This is a genomic window from Capnocytophaga sp. CM59, assembly GCF_000293175.1.
GTDB lineage: Bacteria > Bacteroidota > Bacteroidia > Flavobacteriales > Flavobacteriaceae > Capnocytophaga > Capnocytophaga granulosa.
On sequence record NZ_ALNN01000003.1, the window covers coordinates 82,204 to 100,500 of the forward strand.

The 18,297-nt window shown below is 34.8% G+C and carries 22 protein-coding genes; 19 read left to right on the plus strand and 3 right to left on the minus strand.

Going from position 1 to position 18,297, the window contains the following annotated elements:
• Nucleotides 1-3: 3 nt before the first annotated feature.
• The 19 genes from HMPREF1154_RS00675 to HMPREF1154_RS00770 all read left to right on the plus strand — a co-directional run bounded on the left by HMPREF1154_RS00675 (nt 4) and on the right by HMPREF1154_RS00770 (nt 9,513).
• Complete coding sequence (locus HMPREF1154_RS00675) at nt 4-258, plus strand: hypothetical protein (protein ID WP_009640557.1); 255 nt, start codon at nt 4-6, stop codon at nt 256-258.
• Between the two features lie 3 nt (nt 259-261).
• Nucleotides 262-534, plus strand: coding sequence for a DUF3853 family protein (locus HMPREF1154_RS00680; protein WP_009640641.1), 273 nt, complete (start codon nt 262-264; stop codon nt 532-534).
• Complete coding sequence (locus HMPREF1154_RS00685; RefSeq protein WP_232211948.1) at nt 531-1,229, plus strand: transcriptional regulator; 699 nt, start codon at nt 531-533, stop codon at nt 1,227-1,229. Before HMPREF1154_RS00680 ends, HMPREF1154_RS00685 begins: the two co-directional genes overlap by 4 nt.
• A complete protein-coding gene (locus HMPREF1154_RS00690) occupies nt 1,222-2,550 on the plus strand; it encodes a replicative DNA helicase (RefSeq protein WP_009640636.1) in 1,329 nt (442 codons plus the stop codon). Before HMPREF1154_RS00685 ends, HMPREF1154_RS00690 begins: the two co-directional genes overlap by 8 nt.
• Before the next feature lie 23 nt (nt 2,551-2,573).
• Nucleotides 2,574-2,825: a hypothetical protein gene (locus HMPREF1154_RS00695; protein ID WP_034566567.1), complete on the plus strand. Its 252-nt coding sequence runs from the start codon at nt 2,574-2,576 to the stop codon at nt 2,823-2,825.
• Entirely contained in the window at nt 2,812-3,825 is a 1,014-nt protein-coding gene (locus tag HMPREF1154_RS00700) for a DNA cytosine methyltransferase (protein WP_009640623.1), read from the plus strand. The genes HMPREF1154_RS00695 and HMPREF1154_RS00700 overlap by 14 nt, the downstream gene beginning before the upstream one ends.
• Nucleotides 3,822-4,022, plus strand: a complete 201-nt coding sequence (locus HMPREF1154_RS00705) for a hypothetical protein (RefSeq protein ID WP_034566568.1) — start codon at nt 3,822-3,824, stop codon at nt 4,020-4,022. Before HMPREF1154_RS00700 ends, HMPREF1154_RS00705 begins: the two co-directional genes overlap by 4 nt.
• Nucleotides 4,019-4,210 carry a hypothetical protein gene (locus HMPREF1154_RS00710; protein ID WP_034566571.1) on the plus strand — a complete coding sequence of 64 codons (192 nt, stop codon included), beginning with the start codon at nt 4,019-4,021 and terminating at the stop codon, nt 4,208-4,210. The genes HMPREF1154_RS00705 and HMPREF1154_RS00710 overlap by 4 nt, the downstream gene beginning before the upstream one ends.
• Nucleotides 4,211-4,251: 41 nt before the next feature.
• Nucleotides 4,252-4,506: a hypothetical protein gene (locus HMPREF1154_RS00715; protein WP_034566573.1), complete on the plus strand. Its 255-nt coding sequence runs from the start codon at nt 4,252-4,254 to the stop codon at nt 4,504-4,506.
• A complete protein-coding gene (locus HMPREF1154_RS00720; protein ID WP_009640521.1) occupies nt 4,503-5,318 on the plus strand; it encodes a phosphoadenosine phosphosulfate reductase in 816 nt (271 codons plus the stop codon). The genes HMPREF1154_RS00715 and HMPREF1154_RS00720 overlap by 4 nt, the downstream gene beginning before the upstream one ends.
• 147 nt (nt 5,319-5,465) lie before the next feature.
• Nucleotides 5,466-5,744 (plus strand): ASCH domain-containing protein, encoded by a 279-nt coding sequence (locus HMPREF1154_RS00725; RefSeq protein ID WP_009640599.1) that lies wholly within the window; start codon nt 5,466-5,468, stop codon nt 5,742-5,744.
• A gap of 11 nt (nt 5,745-5,755) precedes the next feature.
• Nucleotides 5,756-6,232 carry a hypothetical protein gene (locus HMPREF1154_RS00730; RefSeq protein WP_009640614.1) on the plus strand — a complete coding sequence of 159 codons (477 nt, stop codon included), beginning with the start codon at nt 5,756-5,758 and terminating at the stop codon, nt 6,230-6,232.
• On the plus strand, nt 6,229-6,639 hold the full coding sequence (locus HMPREF1154_RS00735; protein ID WP_009640571.1) for a hypothetical protein: 411 nt from the start codon (nt 6,229-6,231) through the stop codon (nt 6,637-6,639). Before HMPREF1154_RS00730 ends, HMPREF1154_RS00735 begins: the two co-directional genes overlap by 4 nt.
• A complete protein-coding gene (locus tag HMPREF1154_RS00740) occupies nt 6,636-7,178 on the plus strand; it encodes a hypothetical protein (RefSeq protein WP_034566575.1) in 543 nt (180 codons plus the stop codon). Before HMPREF1154_RS00735 ends, HMPREF1154_RS00740 begins: the two co-directional genes overlap by 4 nt.
• Nucleotides 7,179-7,615: 437 nt before the next feature.
• Nucleotides 7,616-7,912: a hypothetical protein gene (locus HMPREF1154_RS00750; RefSeq protein ID WP_034566580.1), complete on the plus strand. Its 297-nt coding sequence runs from the start codon at nt 7,616-7,618 to the stop codon at nt 7,910-7,912.
• A 1-nt stretch (nt 7,913) separates the two neighbouring features.
• Nucleotides 7,914-8,195 (plus strand): hypothetical protein, encoded by a 282-nt coding sequence (locus HMPREF1154_RS00755; protein ID WP_157231220.1) that lies wholly within the window; start codon nt 7,914-7,916, stop codon nt 8,193-8,195.
• Nucleotides 8,196-8,225: 30 nt separating this feature from the next.
• Nucleotides 8,226-8,531 (plus strand): hypothetical protein, encoded by a 306-nt coding sequence (locus tag HMPREF1154_RS00760; RefSeq protein WP_009640611.1) that lies wholly within the window; start codon nt 8,226-8,228, stop codon nt 8,529-8,531.
• A complete protein-coding gene (locus HMPREF1154_RS00765; protein ID WP_009640572.1) occupies nt 8,512-8,859 on the plus strand; it encodes a hypothetical protein in 348 nt (115 codons plus the stop codon). Before HMPREF1154_RS00760 ends, HMPREF1154_RS00765 begins: the two co-directional genes overlap by 20 nt.
• Before the next feature lie 54 nt (nt 8,860-8,913).
• Nucleotides 8,914-9,513: a hypothetical protein gene (locus HMPREF1154_RS00770; protein WP_009640523.1), complete on the plus strand. Its 600-nt coding sequence runs from the start codon at nt 8,914-8,916 to the stop codon at nt 9,511-9,513.
• Between the two features lie 40 nt (nt 9,514-9,553).
• On the opposite strand, the gene HMPREF1154_RS00775 is transcribed toward HMPREF1154_RS00770, so the two are convergent.
• The 3 genes from HMPREF1154_RS00775 to HMPREF1154_RS00785 all read right to left on the minus strand — a co-directional run bounded on the left by HMPREF1154_RS00775 (nt 9,554) and on the right by HMPREF1154_RS00785 (nt 18,287).
• On the minus strand, nt 9,554-15,457 hold the full coding sequence (locus tag HMPREF1154_RS00775; RefSeq protein ID WP_009640579.1) for a toprim domain-containing protein: 5,904 nt from the start codon (nt 15,455-15,457) through the stop codon (nt 9,554-9,556).
• A gap of 1 nt (nt 15,458) precedes the next feature.
• Nucleotides 15,459-16,136, minus strand: coding sequence for a hypothetical protein (locus tag HMPREF1154_RS00780; protein WP_009640542.1), 678 nt, complete (start codon nt 16,134-16,136; stop codon nt 15,459-15,461).
• 138 nt (nt 16,137-16,274) lie between these two features.
• Complete coding sequence (locus tag HMPREF1154_RS00785; RefSeq protein ID WP_232211949.1) at nt 16,275-18,287, minus strand: hypothetical protein; 2,013 nt, start codon at nt 18,285-18,287, stop codon at nt 16,275-16,277.
• Nucleotides 18,288-18,297 lie beyond the last annotated feature (10 nt).

Consider the following 18,297-nt stretch of genomic DNA (forward strand, 5'->3'; position numbering starts at 1 on the left):
CTCATGAACCCTCTTGTACAAATAGCATATAATACCATAACCCAGTTTGATTTGTCAGATACTGACAAACAAACACTCATTGGTATGCTACAAGGTAGTCAGGAGGAGCAAGCAAAGAAAGAACAACGTAAGAAATTAAAGGAAGTCTCCCAAGATCTATTAGATGAGGTAGAAGTACTTCGGGAGCTATTAAGGAATAAACAGCTGTATCCTCCTAAAAACTGGAACGGCTATCATAAGGGAATAAAAGTATTTTAAACTATGGATAATGATACACCACTATTTAAACTAACAGTAGGCGAGTTCTTAGAATTACAAAACGCACAAATAAAACTTTTATTTTCTGCAAAGAATAGTAAGTATGAATATGGTATTAAAGGATTGGCTAAGACATTAGGATGTTCTCGCTCAAAAGCAAGCAGAATAAAGGCATCAGGAATTTTGGATGAGGCTATATTCCAAAATGGAAAGATGATAATCATAGATAAGGACAAGGCCTTAGAGCTATTCAATAACATTAAAGATAAGAAATGATGGAATATCTCGAATTAATAAGAAAATTTTGGTTATTTGTAAAGGAATGTCCTTTGAACACGTCTGCTATAAGTCTCTATTTATTTTTGTTGGAAAAATGGGATGTAGAAGGGCAAAAAGACTTTGAGTTTTCTGATATAGAAATAAATAGAAAGCTAAAAATGGATAGAAATACTATAAGGAAAAACAAGGATATATTGCGGAACTTGGGACTTATTAGTTATCAAATCACCAATGGCTATCCTACATTCTATAAAATAATTCTTGATTATAGTGTCAGAAAAAGCAATAAAGAGCTTCCTGTTGCAGAAAAGAAAAAAGTATCTCAAGAAGTGATAGTGCCAGCTATAGATACATCTCCTACTATAGAAGTACCACCTACAGCATCTTCTGTAGCAACGCCTCCACCACCTCCAAAACAGAGCAAACCTAAACTAAATATAGAGACTCCTACTCTTGAGGAATTCATTGAATATGCTAAAACATTAGAGTTATATGAGGAAAGTTTAATACCTCATCTAAAAACAAAATATGAAACGTGGAATGAAAATAATTGGGTAAATGGATATGGTAAACCTATCCTCAATTGGAAATCAACCTTGAAAAGTACCATGCCTTATTTGAAAAATTCTAATCAAGGAAATATTTTTAATATTCCTAAAATAAACAGACCTAAATCAACGTACAATGAATGATACTATAGACATAGAGATAGAACAAAGAGTACTGGGAAATCTTATTGTAGAATGCCAGTTAATAGGGAAATATTATACCATTCTCAATGTGTCTTTATTTTCTGCACCTGCTCATCAGACACTTTTTGAGGTGATAATGGACATTTGGAACAAGAATGAGGCTGTGGATCTACTACTGATAAGTAAGGAACTAAGAAAGAGAGGTCTATCCAAGGAACTATCTCCTTATTGTGTAGAATTGACATCCAAGGTAACGACTACTGCACACATGGAATTTCACCTTATGGTTTTGGTACAGAACGCTGTAAAGAGGGACTTTATCACTAAATTCTCTACATTATTGCACTTTGCCAACGACCCAGACAGGGATATAATGGATATTAGAGATAAAGCCTTTGAATATTTTGATACTCTATTTGTAGATAAGTTCATCGAAAATAATAAGCAACAAAAGCCGTTCTCAGAACTCGTAGAGAAGGTACAGCAGAACTTTGAAAATATCATGAGGGGGAAACCTATGGGACTTGAAAGCTCACTTGCTATCATTAATAAGGCTTTCGGAGGCTGGCAAAATTCAGATCTTACAATTGTGGCGGGTCGCCCTGGGATGGGTAAAACGGCTTTCTTAGTACAACAAGTGGTGGATATGGTTATGATAGGTAAGTCTGTAGGAGTTTTTTCATTGGAAATGTCCGCAGAGCAAATAGCGGGCAGGATCATCACCAATTATACAGATATACCCAACTCATCCATTCTCAGGAAAGGATTGAAAGATATAGAAGTACAACGATATATACAAATGAAACCTAATCTATTGGAAATGAATATACATATAGATGATACCTCGGCTATATCCATAGAAAACCTAAAAATTAAAGCTAAAATGATGAAACTCAAGCATAATATAGATATTCTCTTTGTGGATTATTTACAGCTAATCACTTATGAGAAAGCTAAGAATAGGGAAAACGAAATATCTTACATCTCCCGCAGTCTAAAAGGAATTGCCAAGGATCTAAATATACCTGTAATAGCCCTCTCTCAACTATCAAGAAATGTAGAACAACGCAACGATAAACGTCCTCTACTATCGGATCTAAGAGATTCAGGAGCCATAGAGCAAGATGCAGATGAGGTGCTTTTTCTTTATCGCCCCGAATATTATAATATTAAGACCTGGGATGTGCCTGAATACAATAATGAATTGACAGATAACCAAGTAGAAGTTATTATACAGAAAAACAGACATGGAGGCATTCTTTCAGAACGTTACAGAGTAAATATGCCTACTTCTAAGTTTACAAATATAAAACCTTTTTAAATAGTTGAATTAAATATAAAAATATGAAAATGATAGAATTTGGAAAAAAAGATAATTTTCTTGCTCTTATAGAAGATTATATCAAATACTATAGAGGATATAGTATTGTTGAAATTACAGGAATAAGTGAAGAAGGCAATTTACTTCATATTAATTGCGCAACAAAGTTCAAAAAAGAAAAGACCTACTCGGAAGAATTAATAGATATCGAATATCTAAATTTGTTAGGATTTATCTATGAAAACTATGAAAAAATGAGACATGAAAATCATTGACCTGTTCAGCGGCATAGGTGGCTTTTCGCTCGGATTTCAGCGGGCAGGCTACCAATTTACAGAGCACTATTTTAGTGAGATAGACAAACACGCAATCGCAAACTATAAATACAATTTTCCCCATGCAATCAACCTCGGAGACATTACCACTATTCGATCCACAGACCTTACAGGAATTGATATTATCACCTTTGGATCGCCTTGCCAAGATTTTTCACTTGCTGGAAGAAGAAAGGGGCTTGCAGGCTCCAAAAGTAGCCTTATCCAGCACGCAATTGCCCTCATTGCTGACATCAGACCAAGTGTATTTGTCTGGGAGAATGTTAAGGGAGCATTCTCCTCAAATGCTGGCGCAGACTTTTGGGCAATTCTCCAAGCCTTTGCCAACATTGGTGGTTATAGACTTGAATTGCAATTGCTTAATACAAAGTGGCTGCTACCCCAAAATAGAGAGCGGATATACCTTATCGGACATCTTGCAGGACGAAGTGTCCCAGGAGTATTTCCTATCGGAAAAAATGATTTCCCTCCTACAACAAAAGCGCAAAGTCAATCACAAGCCCCGATTAGTACCACTCTCAAAGCAAATGGTAGGATGAGTACTGACGACACCTATATCATTCCCAAGGAAGCAAGCACCCTTACAGGAGGCGGACACTCAGGAGGATTACACTCAGACATGACTGTGATACAAATAAACCCTTCCACAGAATCCAATGGCAGACAGCCCTACCAACAAAATAGAGTATTTGACGAAAAGGGAATAAGTCCATCACTGACAAGACATAATAGTAACTATGCAATTAATAGAATGCGACGTCTTACAGAAATAGAATGCGAACGCCTACAAGGTTTTCCTGACAATTGGACACAATATGGTGACTATAATGGTACAATCAAGTCCATAGCTCGTACCCAACGCTACAAACTCATTGGCAATGCCGTAACCGTGGATATAGTAGAATTAATAGCAAAACGATTAAAAATTACAGAACCATGAAACAAAACAAAAAAAGAGAAGAAGTTCGCTTTAAAGAAGATGACAAAGTAAGAATAATCTCTAAGAATATAGAAGGTGTTATTATTAGCATTAATAGCATTAATATGATTTACGAAAACTGTATATACAGAGTAAGGGTTGGTAAATACACTACTCTGGTAGCTGTGTCCGATTTAGAAAAAATAACAGAACAATGAAAACAGAAATTAAAAGAACAATGAAAGATGAAAAGGACTTAGAAGAAATTACAAAAGATGAGTTTGATAAAGCTCTTAAAGAAGGAAAAGAATTAAATGCTATTTTAATGCAAAATTCTGAAATTACTGAATTGGAAAGGGCTAAGGACAAAATGTACAGAAGTATGGTTTCTTTAAGTAATTATTAAAATTAACACAATTAAAATGTCTAATAGAAAATTTATCAAAGATGAAAAAAAATAGAATATTAGGAGCACTCTCTATTGAGTTAGTAGAGAAAGGAAATAATCAGTATGTTACACATATAAAAACAGGGCTAAATAATGCTCAAATAGATATGCTAACAGATGTATTTTATTTAGGAAAAGATGGAGAAGCTGGTAAAACTATAGAAATTATTGTAGAGACATTAGCCAAAATTCTTTACTCATATAAACAAAAACTAAAAGGTGAACGAGTAATTTTTAAAGACGAAGATGAATGAAAAACCTACTTGTAACCGTATCAGGAGGGCGCAGCTCGGCACATATGGCTCGGCATATACAGACCTACCCCAAATATGCTGATTATAATAAAGCCTTTGTTTTCTGCAATACAGGAATGGAAAGACCCGAAACCATTGACTTTCTGAAGAATATAGTGAAGTACTGGAAAATTCCTCTTACAATCATAGAGGGGGTATATTCCACGGAGAAAGGTGTAGGAGTAGGCTATAAGGTAGTAGATTTTGACACTATGGACATGGAGGCTAAAGTGTTTGCCCAAATGATAGCTAATAAGAATAAAGGCATATTCAGTGGGTTACCCAATATGAAAGCTCCTTATTGCTCTGAGAACCTTAAAAGCCTCCCAAGTAAGAAGTTTGCCGATGATGTATTTGGAAAGAATAGCTATCAATTAGCTATTGGTTACCGCAAGGAGGATATGCCCAAGCGTATTAGCTGGGCAGAGATAAAAGTCGACACTAAGCGTATATTTCCGCTGCTGACAGACTTTGAAGTGCCTATAGGACAGCAGGAACTCAACAAATTTTGGGATAGCCAACCTTTCAAACTCGGAATACATAATAAGTTTGGCAATTGCGAGTTGTGTTGGAAAAAGAGTACTCCTAACCTTATAGATAATATCAGATACGGCACCCGCTTTATTGATTGGTTTAAGGAAATGGAAAGCACCTATCAGAGTACTATGTTTAGGGATCGTAGGAGTATAGAAGACTTGGTAAAGTTAGCCCAAGAACCCATACAGCTATCCTTTCCATTTGAAACAACTGACGGCTGTGTATGTAGTTTTTAATGATTAAAATAGAAGAATATTAGACAGAATTTGGACATTTCAAAACTGTTTATAATCAGTGTTTTATAGTCAAAAAGAGATGTTATAACGTTTGTAAAGTTTGGAATATTAGACAGAATTTGGACATTTAAAATAAAGAAATAGAACATGAAATATTTACACCTTACACTCAAGAAAAACTGGTTTGACCTCATTCTCTCAGGAGAGAAGAAGGAAGAATACCGAGAAATCAAACCTTACTGGGAAAAGCGACTTATGGGAAAAACATACGATAAGGTCATCTTTCGTAATGGGTATGCTACCAACGCCCCACAATTTACAATAAAACTAAAAAGTATCACCCAAGGTATAGGAAAGAGCGAATGGGGTGCAGAAAAAGGAAAAAGATACTTTGTACTTAGTTTAGGAGAAATTATTAACAAATAAAAATAAAGAACATGAATAAAGAAAATTATCCCTCTTGGCTTGTCCCTATAGAGATAGCCAGGGAACTCAAAAAAATTGGTTTTAATGAACCTTGCTTGTATTATAACTCCGAAGCAATAAGTGGTATGGGATATCAGTGTATAGAAATAGAAGAAAGAATACATAATGAGGCTCCCAATGTTATAGAACTGAGAGAATTGAAGTATTTCAATTATAATAAGACGAAAGGTTGTATATCTATTCCTGCTTGGGAACAAGTCTTTAAATGGTTTAGAGAGCATAATTTACATAGTGAAATATGGTACAAAATAGAACACTATGAAGAAGATGGAGAAGTAAAAGAAGCTCCTCCCTATAACTATGGTATTCTAAACAAAAAGGCAGAGCCGCTGAACTCTGAATATTATTTTTGGTTTTATGAAGATGCTCGACAAGCCCTTGTAGAAGAGCTTATTGTTATATATAAACAAAAAAACATAATACCATGACAAAACGTAAATTTTACATTATTAAAACAATTCTATTTGCATTATCAACTATTTCTATCTATTATTTTATAATTTTTATTGAAAAATATGGAATTAAAATTTTTGGAGAGCCTGTTCTATTTATTACTATTGATGTTTCTTTTTTCTTGATACTCCTTCTTTTATATTTTCTATTTTCTGAACGTCCTTTGCTAATTGAAGAGATAAAAAAAGAAAAAAGAGAAAAAGAGGAAAAACTAAAAAAAGAACGGGAAAGTCTGAAAGAAACACTTCCTTTGCTTGAAATAACAATATCCACTAATGAGAAAATAAAGGGTAAATTCTTAGAAAAAAAAGAATATTTTGAAGAAGTAGAAACCAAAAATAAATATTACAAAGCATACATAGTAAAAATTGAAAAAATATGAATACAAACGACAAAAAACAACTTAAAATATTTAATAAGATTTTAAACAAGGAACAAAGAACAAATCAAAGACATTGTGTAATTGAATTCCTTAAAATGGAAGAAACCGAAGAAGGAATAGACCATTTTAGAGATGTAGCTCACTTAGAGATTTCTAACAAAGAAGAGCTTAAAAAATTAATATCTCTAATGGAGGAGGAAATAAGTTGTGGACTTCAGTACGACACAGGTTATTTGGATATAGACGAAGTGCCATATGTTTTTACAATAGATCAGGCGTTTTCTAATAAAGAAGATTGTAAAAAATTCTTAGGAGAAGTAGAAGATTATAGTGAAATTGTAGAATATATAACTTCTTTAATCAACAAGTACAATGCCAATATAGATTTGAAAGGAAATGAAGTTTCCTCCATTTCTTTAAACTTTCCTCTTTGGTGGTGCGAAAAACATTATAATCTTGTAAGATCAGCCAATCTTGATTTTGATAAATCTGAAGTAAGAGCTTTTTGTGTTTTGTATGATGCAACTTTAACTTGGTAAAATAGAAAAATATGGATAACACAAACTTTATTATTCTATTGCTATTAATATTTTTAGCAATAGCTATATACAATATGTACAAGCTCAACAAAGCTCGTATAGAGTGGAGAAACCGATTAGGATATTTAGTTACATGTGTGCTGCGGGAAAAACTTCCTACCAAAGAAGAATTAAAAGACTTGGAAAATTTAAACAAACCTTTAAAACATATACAAAAATGAAAATATCAAATTTATTAATTCTATATTTTATAGGAGTATTCCTCGTAATTTTATCAGCACTTATATTTGAGGATCCAATATATACACAAATAGTTTTTTCGGTTATGGTTGGAATAGGATTTTGTGTATTCGTAATAGTTTTAGGTAAAAGCCTAAAATAAGATAAAGAAAACAAGTAAAAACAGAAAATATATAAATATTCAAAACTTGTAAAACATGGAAATAACCAAAAAATCAAAGACGATTAATTCTGATATAGGATTATCTATTTACCTTGTGGAAGAGGGCGAGGGACACAATTTACAAATGAAAAGTAATCTTGGCAGTCAAGACATAGATCTGCTTACTGACATACTTGTACAAACTAAGATAGAAAGCCTTTCTGAGGGAAGCCAAGAGGGAAAGGAGGGGAGTGATACAATTGATATTTATATGAAAGTGCTTGCCCTCATTGTAAATTCCAACCAAGAGAAATTAAAACAAATAATTAAATTAATTGATGATGAAAAATAAAATGAGAATTGATATTGAGGAGGTCGCTTGTACTGTTTTAGGGCTTGAATACGAGGACTACGAAGAGGCAGACGACTGCACAGAACAAATTGAAAATATCCTTATAGACGAAATGAACATTGATTTGGATACCCTTGAACAAATCGTTAGTAAATTACTTCCTACCATTGATGTAGGTAAAAGTCCTTTGACAGGGAACATGTACAAAGGCTTTTCAAGAAAACTTATTAAAGGTTCCTACATAGTGAAAAAATGGATAGCCAAAATGCAAATAGATGAGTAACTTTCTAAAAATAACGAATTTTAGTAAACAATGAAAACAATAAAAGAAACACCACAGAAAGAGTTTAAAGAAATAGGATTTTCTGTAAAACTCGCAAAAGAAGCGGAGGGGGTTGGCTTAGATATGAAAAGCAACCTTTCTCAGGGAGATATAGATCTCTTAACTGACATACTTGTTCATACCAAAATAGAAGCTCTTGCAGAGGATAATAGGAATGGTAGTGATACAATAGATACCTATATGGAAATGTTAACCTTTGTCGTACAAATGTATAGAGAAAAATTGGAACTCACCCTTAAAATATTAGAAGAATATCATGAAGACAAAAAGAACTAAACTAAAGCAATTTCTTGAAAAGAATGGGGAATTTATACTATATATAGTGTTTCTACTACTATTAGGATTTTCTCTATGGGTACTTATTAGACCGCTTTACTCCTTAGAATATCTTCGGGAACACTTTATATTCTATCAGGAGATGAAAGTATTGGTAAAGTATTTTTTAGTACTGACTTTAATATTCCTTTTCTTTTCTGCAATATTTGGACTATTAATCAACAAAGTAAGGGTGTTATTGGGAATACTAACCAAGAGAGAAAAGGAATTTAAGGAATTACAAGAACGTAATAAAAAATTAGAAGAAATACTTGATAGTAAAAAATAAATGCTTATTTTTGCAGAAGAAAAACGATTAATTAATCTTTTAAATTTTTGAATTATGATAAAGAAAATTTTATTACTTGTGGTTACAGCCTTGAGTGTTGTGGCCTGCTCAAAAGATGACAACAAAACTCTTGATAATAAGGGGGGGAATGATGGGGATAATATTACTAATCAGGTGTCTCTTGAAAGTAAATTAGTAGGAACATGGGTTGGTACATATGAAATTGTTGCAGAAAAACAAGAGAACCAAGCTAGACTTATCGAACTACTTAAAGAAAATGATGAGAAATTAAATTTCATCAATTATAATAATGATTATACAAAAGCACGTGTAAAGTTTGAATGCTTGAGTGAAATTCTTCACACATATCATGTTACATTTTATCATTCTAATGGCTCATTCATAAATAGGTTTGATTATAAGATAGAAGATAACAAGATAGTAGATGTGGAAAAAAATGTACCATATGCTTCCTACACTCTTGAAGGAGATAAGTTAACAGGCGAAGTAATTGATTACAGATATGATGATATGGTAGATGTAGATGCCATGACAAAAGAGAGTGTAGATACAGGAAATTTCAATTTGAGGGAACTTAAAAAGAAGTATACCTACAAATATAAACGAAAGTTCACCCTTACAAAACAACAATAATAGAAATACCCCGATAGGCTCTTGCTTATCGGGGTTATTCTTATCTCTTAAAGGCTTTATAAGTGCTCTCTTGAGGTTTTTCTTCTGCAATCTTTGCTATTTCCTTGTCAGGAATGAGTTTATAAAAGGTTTTATTCTCTTGGGCACGTTCCTGTACAAAATCAGTCTGTGGGCGACTGAGTCTTTCGGCCTTTTCGGCTTTGTACTGTGCTATGAGGTTATTTTCTAAAATAGGCAGTTCCTCTTTGATACGTTTGTCTAAGTCCTCTATAATGGCTTGGGTACTCTCTTGTTGGATTTTAAAATCTTCCACATTGATGCCTTTCTTCATAAGCTTTTCGGTTACCATATTAAGATTCCTCTGTGCCATATCCACTTGTACTTTTTTGTCGGGTAATCTGTCTACCCAGTAGCCGCCATTTTCCTCTTGGGCATACTTTTGCATCTCCTCATAAGATTTTTTGACGTATAGATATTCCCCAAGAGCTTTGTTATAGTCCTCATACTTTCTTGAGATAAAGCCCAAGTCCGCAGCATGTTTTGTTTTTTCATTTTCAAGCCTTTTTTTGAGTAATTCTACTTCTATTCTGGCACGTGTCTCAGGATTGGTAATAATGGCTGTTTTCATCTCTTGTGTATCGACATCAGAGACATCTACCACACTTGCACCTTTCTTGATAGCTTCCATATAGCGAGCTTGCTTGGCTTGTAGCTTTTGGAGCATAAATACATCTATACTGTCATTGGTAAGCATATAGTTCACACGTACATTTTCCCACTTATTACCTTGGCGCCACATCCTCCCTTCTGTCTGTCGGAGAGAGGTAAAGTTATAAGGGAGGGTAAGTAGGTACATATCCGAGGTATTTTCTTGTAAGTTCATACCCTCTTGGATAGCTTCCGATCCTATAACTACTTTTATCTTACCCTCGTTAAATTTCTCTTGTATATCTAAGCGTTGCGCCTTACTGGTAGCTCCTGTAATGATACCTACTTCATCGTCTTTGTAACCTACTTCTTTTATTAGGTACTCTTTGAGCTGAGGAAACTCTGAAACACCTAACTCAGAATAGATAATTTGTCCAGCTTCGGGCTTATCTGCTTTGTTTTGACGGATTAAGTCCATAGTAGTTTTGAGTTTGGGAGAATTTTCGACAAACTCTTTAGTGGTTGGTTTATCTCCGTCATATCCTTCGTACAAATAAGGAGAAATGGCTATCTTACGAGCATTGAGGATATGGGTCAAAATAGCACCATCTTTACTTTCATCTAAAAGAGAGTTAAGCTTATCATACATCTGCTCTGTTAGTGAATTTTGCTCTATCTTATATTCCTTATTGATACGATTAGGGCGTTTTAGTTGAGGATTGTCTTCCTCCCCCTTAATGTCAATAAATTCAGATAGTAATTGCTGGAAAAGAGCGTTATTTTTAAACCTGCGTACATTGGTTTTAAACTTTACATCCCCCTTGGCATCAATCTCCATATCATTGTCTGCTTCCATAAAGGTCTCAAAGAAATTATTTACATTGAAATAGCCAGACTTCTCTAAGCGATCATTAGCTACAAGAGACAGGATAGAGTAATATTCCAAGGGGCGATTAGTGAATGGAGTTGCAGAAAGTAAAGTGACATTTCTTCCGTCATACCTCTCTTGGATATATTGAGCCGCTACCCATGTATTAAGGCCTAACTTGGAGGGGCGCTGGTTTTGGTTACGGAAATCAGAGTTAAATCGCTTGTCCTCTATACGCACCTTATCTACAATATGGTTGGCGTTATGTACCTCATCAAAGGTAAGGTGGTCAAAACCAAAGTCTTCCCAGTCATATACTTTACCTTGCTTCATTTTTCCCTCTATCTTATATCTATCCGCTATTCCCTTTTCAATATCTCGCTGAGTAGGATTGTCCAATCCATTAACATCTTTCTCGTTGATGTAAGAAAAACGATTAGAGAGACTTTGGGTGATTTCCTTATTAAAACCAATATTATTAAAACCCTCGTATGTTACCAAGGTTATTTCTCCATCCTTATTGTCAAAATGAGAAAGATCATAGTCTTTACCAAGGTTACCCAGTACATTTACCTTGGCATGGGGAATAGTCTCATAGATTGTATCAACCCACTGCTTAAGAATATTGTCATTAGGCACGACAATTAAAGGACGTTTGGCATTACCACGTTCCATGGCCTCATGCATGGCAAGTATTCCTGAGAGTGTCTTTCCAAATCCCACTTCATGGGCTAATAGTCCTACTCCCTTGGTAGTGAGCCGTCCAATCCCTGCTTTTTGTACTTCTGTCAGTTGTAGGGGCTTTCCTTTAAAGTTCTGATTTATTTTGGAAAACAAAGGAAACTGTGAATAGTCAGGGATGTGGATATTATTATACTTGCGGTTGAACTCATTGACAAAGTCCCTTTTCTGTTCAGGCGTAAGTTCCTCTTGTAAGAACTTTTGGAACAACTTATTAGCCACTTCCTTACGTCTTTCTCTCACCAAGGCATTACGCTCTTTATCACTTCCTGTTACGGTTTGGTTATCTACAAACTGAGACACTTCCCAGGGAGAGGAAGGGCTGAGAGCTTCTCTCGGTAGGCTATCCACGAAATCTTTGAATTTGTCAGCCAAAGAATAATCTACTGTAATGGTCTCGTGTCGTTTCATATAATGGTTATAGGTTTCCTTCTCTACCTTACCTAACCAAAAATTATGTACAAACTCATGGTTTGGAGCGACAACAATATCTTCTAATTGCTTTTTAGGAGGTAAAACACTTTCCAAGAGTGCTTTCTGCTTTTCATACTGAGCCTTTTTGTTCTCATCGCCAAATCTATCAGAAAAATCTTTCTCTAATTGGTCTAATTTCTCATATATATTCCCTTCCGCATAGTAAAAATCATGAATGATTTTTCCTTTATAATGATTACCATACTTATTTAAAATAGCTTCATCATTTGAAAGTAGTTCTCCATCGTAATTAGTAGCAGAAAAGGCCTTTATTTGTTCTTCTGTAAGATTAGAACTATTTTGTAGGCTTGTATTTACTACCATATCATCTTTAGAAAATTGGTATTTAAGTACTTTCTTGCTAATGTTAGGAGTATATTGTAGGGTGTATTCTGATTTTTCGCTACTTTTTACTTTTCTATTATTAGTATTCTTACCATTATGTACATTGATGATATTTTCTGCCTTTTTTACTAAATCTTCTTTATATTCCTTAGAGAACTTTTCTGGCTCTTTTTCAATTTCAATAAGTAAGATATTATAATTTTCAATCTCTTGCATTACAGCAAGTGATTTGAACTTTATCTTTTCTAAGCTATCTAATGCTTTATTTAGTTTATCTTGAACCTCAGCAATTGGGATTTCAACCTTATCAGAACTATCATGAGAGATAGGTGTTTTTTCTTCTGCATTCTTCTTTTGCTCCTGTTCTTGTTCTTGCAGAAGGTCAAAGATACTCAATTGTTTTACCTCTTGAGTTTGTGCTATAGGTTTGATAGGTTTGACAGCTTCAACCGCTTTATTTGGCTTTACTTCTGCTAATCGAGTAAGAGCATCTTCCAAGTTTCCTTTTATATATTCTTCTTCACGGCCAAAGCGGTTTTTCTTCATAATCGTATCACCTAATACCTTATTAGGATGTTCCTTGAAAAACTGAGTAATATCTTTGGCTTGTGCTTGGCTGTTTTTTCTAAGGACAACAATATCAGTGCCTACACCAGTAGCCTTAAAGGCACCATTGGGTAATCGGTAAGCGTCAATGAGTTCTCCATTAGATAGACTTTTCTGTCTATCAAGCCAGGAGGAGGGGAGCACCATAGCCAAGGTGCCTCCCTCGTTCATGACATCAAGGGAGCGCTTAACAAAATAATCTTCGTAGCGAGATAATTTAGATTCTTCTCCTAAGCCTAAATATAATCCTCGGTGTGTACCATAAGGAGGGTTACCGATAACCAAGTCATAAGAGGGGGTAAAGGCCTTCTTAGTGCCATTATCGGTAACAAATTCGGTTTCAAAGGAGCGCAAATTGATTTGAGTGTCAGGATGAAGGATTTTAGCAATCTTGGCAGTAGTTTCATTGATTTCAAAGGCTGTTATGTGGGTATTTATTCCCAGATCTGTAGCTGCATGTAAGAAATTTCCAGTACCTACACTAGGTTCTAAGACTTTGATATCTTGCTTACCTTGGAAATTATCTTTGATAAGATTGCGAACGGCATTCACAAGCTTTTCATCGGTATAGTATTCATCTAGCACTCCTCGTCCGTCCTTGGTAATACCTCCACTTTTGTAGTGATTGACTATATCTTTGATACTATCGGTAATAGTGGCACCCTCTTTGAGTTGGATAGTGTTGTCTTTATCTACAAAAGTCAGCAAATCTACCAAATCTTTTATTTGTTCATTGCTGACTTTATTACCTTTAGCAAGTTTAGAAAGATGTGCTACTTTGTTTATGAGGGTAACCCGTTCAAATCCAGTAATAGCTGTCTTGCTATCTCTTTCACTTCGGGGTCTGTCTCCGTTAGGAATATCTTGTCGAGTGCTGTCTCGTTCCCCTGTTTGTGTAGACTGAATATTTCCTTCATCTTTCTGCCCCTCTGCTGTTGTTTGAGGGCTTCCTGTATCACTTCCTCCGGTATTTCGGGTTCGGCTGACATTAGGGTTTTCCCCTGTGCCTCCAACTCCTGATAGAACTTCCTGTTGTTCTCCACTATTTGTATCCACTTGGGATCCTCCTGTTCGTCCTCCCAAATCGCTCCGCTCTGAGCTGCTAAGTCCATTTCCAGCATGGTTGCTGCCCACTGCTTGTCTTCCTGGGTTATCTCCTTCTTGCTGGGATTGGCTGCCTTGGAGAGGCTCTCTATAGTTTGGATCAAGTGATTTTCCTCCCATTGGCTCAAGTGAGGATACTCGGTTGGGTTCAATTGTAACTGTTTCATTTTCTGATAGTTGATTTTTGTTTTCTTCTGCTAAAGTACGACTTTTTTCTTGAACCTGCAAGCTATTTTTAATTTTATTAATTAAATAATCATTCAAGTCGTTATTTCCTGTCTCGGATATATTGTATCTATGTCGTTGGTCTGTACTGTTAGGTAAGCTGTTGAGTATCTTATCAGTAGCATCATTACCTGCTTTGTCTCCGTCTAATACTAAGTGTATTTTTCCTTCATATGTTCTGAATTGGTCTATAAAAGCACCTGTATTGGTAGTGGAATTAAGTACCACAAGTGTACGTGTATTGGGTTTGTTAGTATCTCGACATAGTCTTAGATAAGAGAGCATATCGGTCATTCCTTCAAAGACTACCATTTCTTTGCTGCTACCAGGAATTACGGACATATCACTTCTACCTACTTTGGCTTTGTCATAGGGTTTGTCCAAGAGACTTTTAACATCATATCCTCCTGATTGATTTTTCAGTCCGATACCAAAGAAACTCTTACCAGAGGTACGATTGCGGTAATGTACTTGTTGGGTGTATGTCTGTAAAATATCCTTGGGAATACCTCTACCCTCAAAATATGCAATAAGTTTTTCATTATTAGGCGTAATGGCCATAGTAAATACATTGCGAGGTTCGGCTATAGTAGGCTCCGAGGTAGGTTGGGGAGTTTGTTTTTTTTCTGCACCTATATCATTATTTACAATATAGGTATTAGAAAAATCACGGAGGAACTCTATGGCCTCTCTCCAATTTTTATTTTCCATTTCCATGACGGCTTTAATGATTTTTCCTCCTTGACCTGCTTTAAAATCATAATATTGATCATCTGTAACAGAGAATTTATTATTGTCTGTAAGGAAATATTCATCTTTTCCTCGCTTTCTGTCATAACGGACAATTCCTCTACGGTCAAGATCACGGAAATAATCTATTAGAGAAACACTATTACATATTTCTTCTATTTCTTCGGGGCTAAAAAGTGGCATATTATTTTCTTTTTTTGGCAAATTCGTTAAACTCAAATATATTTTTGGCTTCACTATCCCAATTGGGTCGGGGGAATAGCTGTGTAGAAACAAATCTATCGTTTTTCTTATCATAGAAATCAATCCGCTCTATTCTTCCTCTGTATATTTCCCCCTCCTTTTTATAAAAAGAATAAGGTAATAGGGTATCTGTTGGGTATATATAAAAAGTAGAAAGCTGCTCAGGGGTATTAATGTAAAAGCGTTTATATGTTTTCTTGAAGAGAATAGTATCTTTCATATCCTTTCGCTTGTCAAAATACTCCAATGGCTGCTGGGAAAACACCGCTCCACTCTCTTTCCTCTGTACTTGGATAGCGGGAGTTTTCTTGAGCATGGAGAAAAGAAATTGCTTGGGATCAGTATCTGAAATATCATAAGCAAGGGTATCACTTATGATAAATAGCTTATCTATAAATTCAGGATAATCAATGTCGGGCACAATCTCAATGAGAGTGTCTCTTTTGTAATTGAGCTTTGATACAATGATACTTTTCCTATCGTCTAAATCTTTGGAGGCATTGAAATAGATGTTGGTGATGATATCTATTCCTCCTTGTTCGGGTTTTATCTTATGACTGCTCTGCTTTCCACAAGAGAAACAGCAAATTGCAGAAAAAAAGAAAAGGATATTTTTCATAGGATTTTAGTTTTAAGGCAAGAGAGGGTTAGGGTGTAAGAACCCTGTTAGTGCAAGCACTAACAGAGTAATACACCTTAAAAAAACGAATAAAAAAACTTTGGATAATATAAAATATAAGAGTATAAGAGAGGAAGATTAATGACCTCGTGAGATATGTTGTTCTTTTACGATCTCATTTTTCTGATTGTTTTCTAATTCGGGCTTTTGCAAAGGTTTGTTTGTGTTGAGCCGATTCATAGTACTATCATACAGATTGAGTTGCTTGTACTGAGGATTTAGTACGGCAAAACCTTTGATTTCCTTTTTGTCATGAACAAAACTAACCTCTGTAATATTTCCTTTCTCTAAGTGCTTCTTAGTGCGTTCTCGCTGAGTATCATCGGCAAAAACTAAGTTAGATTTATTCATAATATCATCTACATCAACTCCATACCCTTTGTTATACCACTCGTACTTGTAGTTACCATATTCGTTTTTTTCGTCTTTCAGCTTGAGTTTGATAAAGCTCTCAGTTCTAGAAAGTTCACCAGTTTCCTTATCAACTCTATCATGCTCAATCTTAACGGCACGCCCCTCTAGAAGATTGATAGCCTCTTTGGCAGTGATATTATTTTCTTTCTGCACCTTGAAACTTTGGGAACGCTCCTCACCATTTTTCATAGTAAGGTTCGCTGTGTAAGAATTGAGGAATACCCCTCCCTGTTCTCCTTTATCTATATGAAGGTCAAAGGAAATGGTATTACCTTTCATCAACTTATCAGGATTATTGTATTCTACCTTCACATCTACATTTTTGTCAGGAGAAAGAATAGCATTCTCTAGATCCTTGTGTAGTTTTTCGCTTTCTCCCATGCCCAGATATTTTACTTGATTTTTTAGGTAATTCAGCTGGGTAAATTGCTTTTCAGAGAGTTGTTGTACATTGGTAACATCGGTTATTTTCCCCTCTTTTAGCCCACTCTCTAAGGCTTTTTGACTCCAATTGAATTCTTGATTACCAACATTGACACCTATAGGTTTCATTATTAGTTCATCACTACCATCTCTGTGGGCATTCTTGTCTATTCGAACAACTTCTAATACAGAATTATCCTCTTTGAGTTGGAATTTTTGTCCTACTTTGACTTCTAAATCATTTGTTTGTTTTTCGGAAAGAGGTTGATGTAAGCTATTGTTAAATTCTAGATTACTTCTTCTAAAATAAGGCATTGTATCATTTGCCTCTCTTGCTTGTCTATTTTTATTTAGTATAGCTTCCTCTTTTCTTTTGAGTTCATTACTATAATGCTCTACCATACTGTTATGAATATCTTGCTTAGAGACGTTATCTTTAGCAATCAACTTATAACTCCCATTAGCTATTAGTTGTTCCAAATCAGACTTAATCATAGATGTATTTACACCATAGGAAAGATTCTTCAATACAACAGTATCTTCTCCATTTCTATAAGCTCCTTTTTCTTTGTCAAATCCTAGCACTTCAAACATCATATCCTTGTAATGAATAATATTACCAGGCTTAAGTTCTATTGCTTGTTGTTGGTTATTAAGGAGTTCAAAATTTTTTGTCTTATCTGACAAAGTTGAAATTCTAAAATTTTCTTCAACATCAGTCTCTAATTTTTTAGAGATATCCTCTACAGACACATCACTTTCCTTAGATAAGTTCTCAATTTTTCTATTGACTTCTTCTTGTAACTCAAACTGATTAACTTCAGGATAAAAATCATAATCAATAAAATGCTTTATTTGTGTCATTTCTTTTACGATTGCATTATATTGATTATTTATATTTTCTATATTCTTTGGTTCGTTAAAGTTCTCTTGATTGATGTTTTGGTCTTGTTTTTTCTCAATATTATCAAGGATACCTACAATGTTTGCTACATACACTTTATTTTCATCCTTACTCTGTGTGTATGTATTGTCATTTACCATTTTTTCAACAGCTTTAACAACCTCTTCTGGGTAGTTCTGTTTTAAATCCTTGTATGCCCTTATCTTGTCATACTCGCTATTTCCCCAATCGGCATTATAATTATCGAATTCTTGAGCTTCAGATAGTGCGTATGCTTTAGCCAAAGGATATTGTTCTTTGGGCATTTGTTTGAAGTTTTCTTCAATTTTTTGTTCTACAGATGTTTCCATTTTTCTTAAA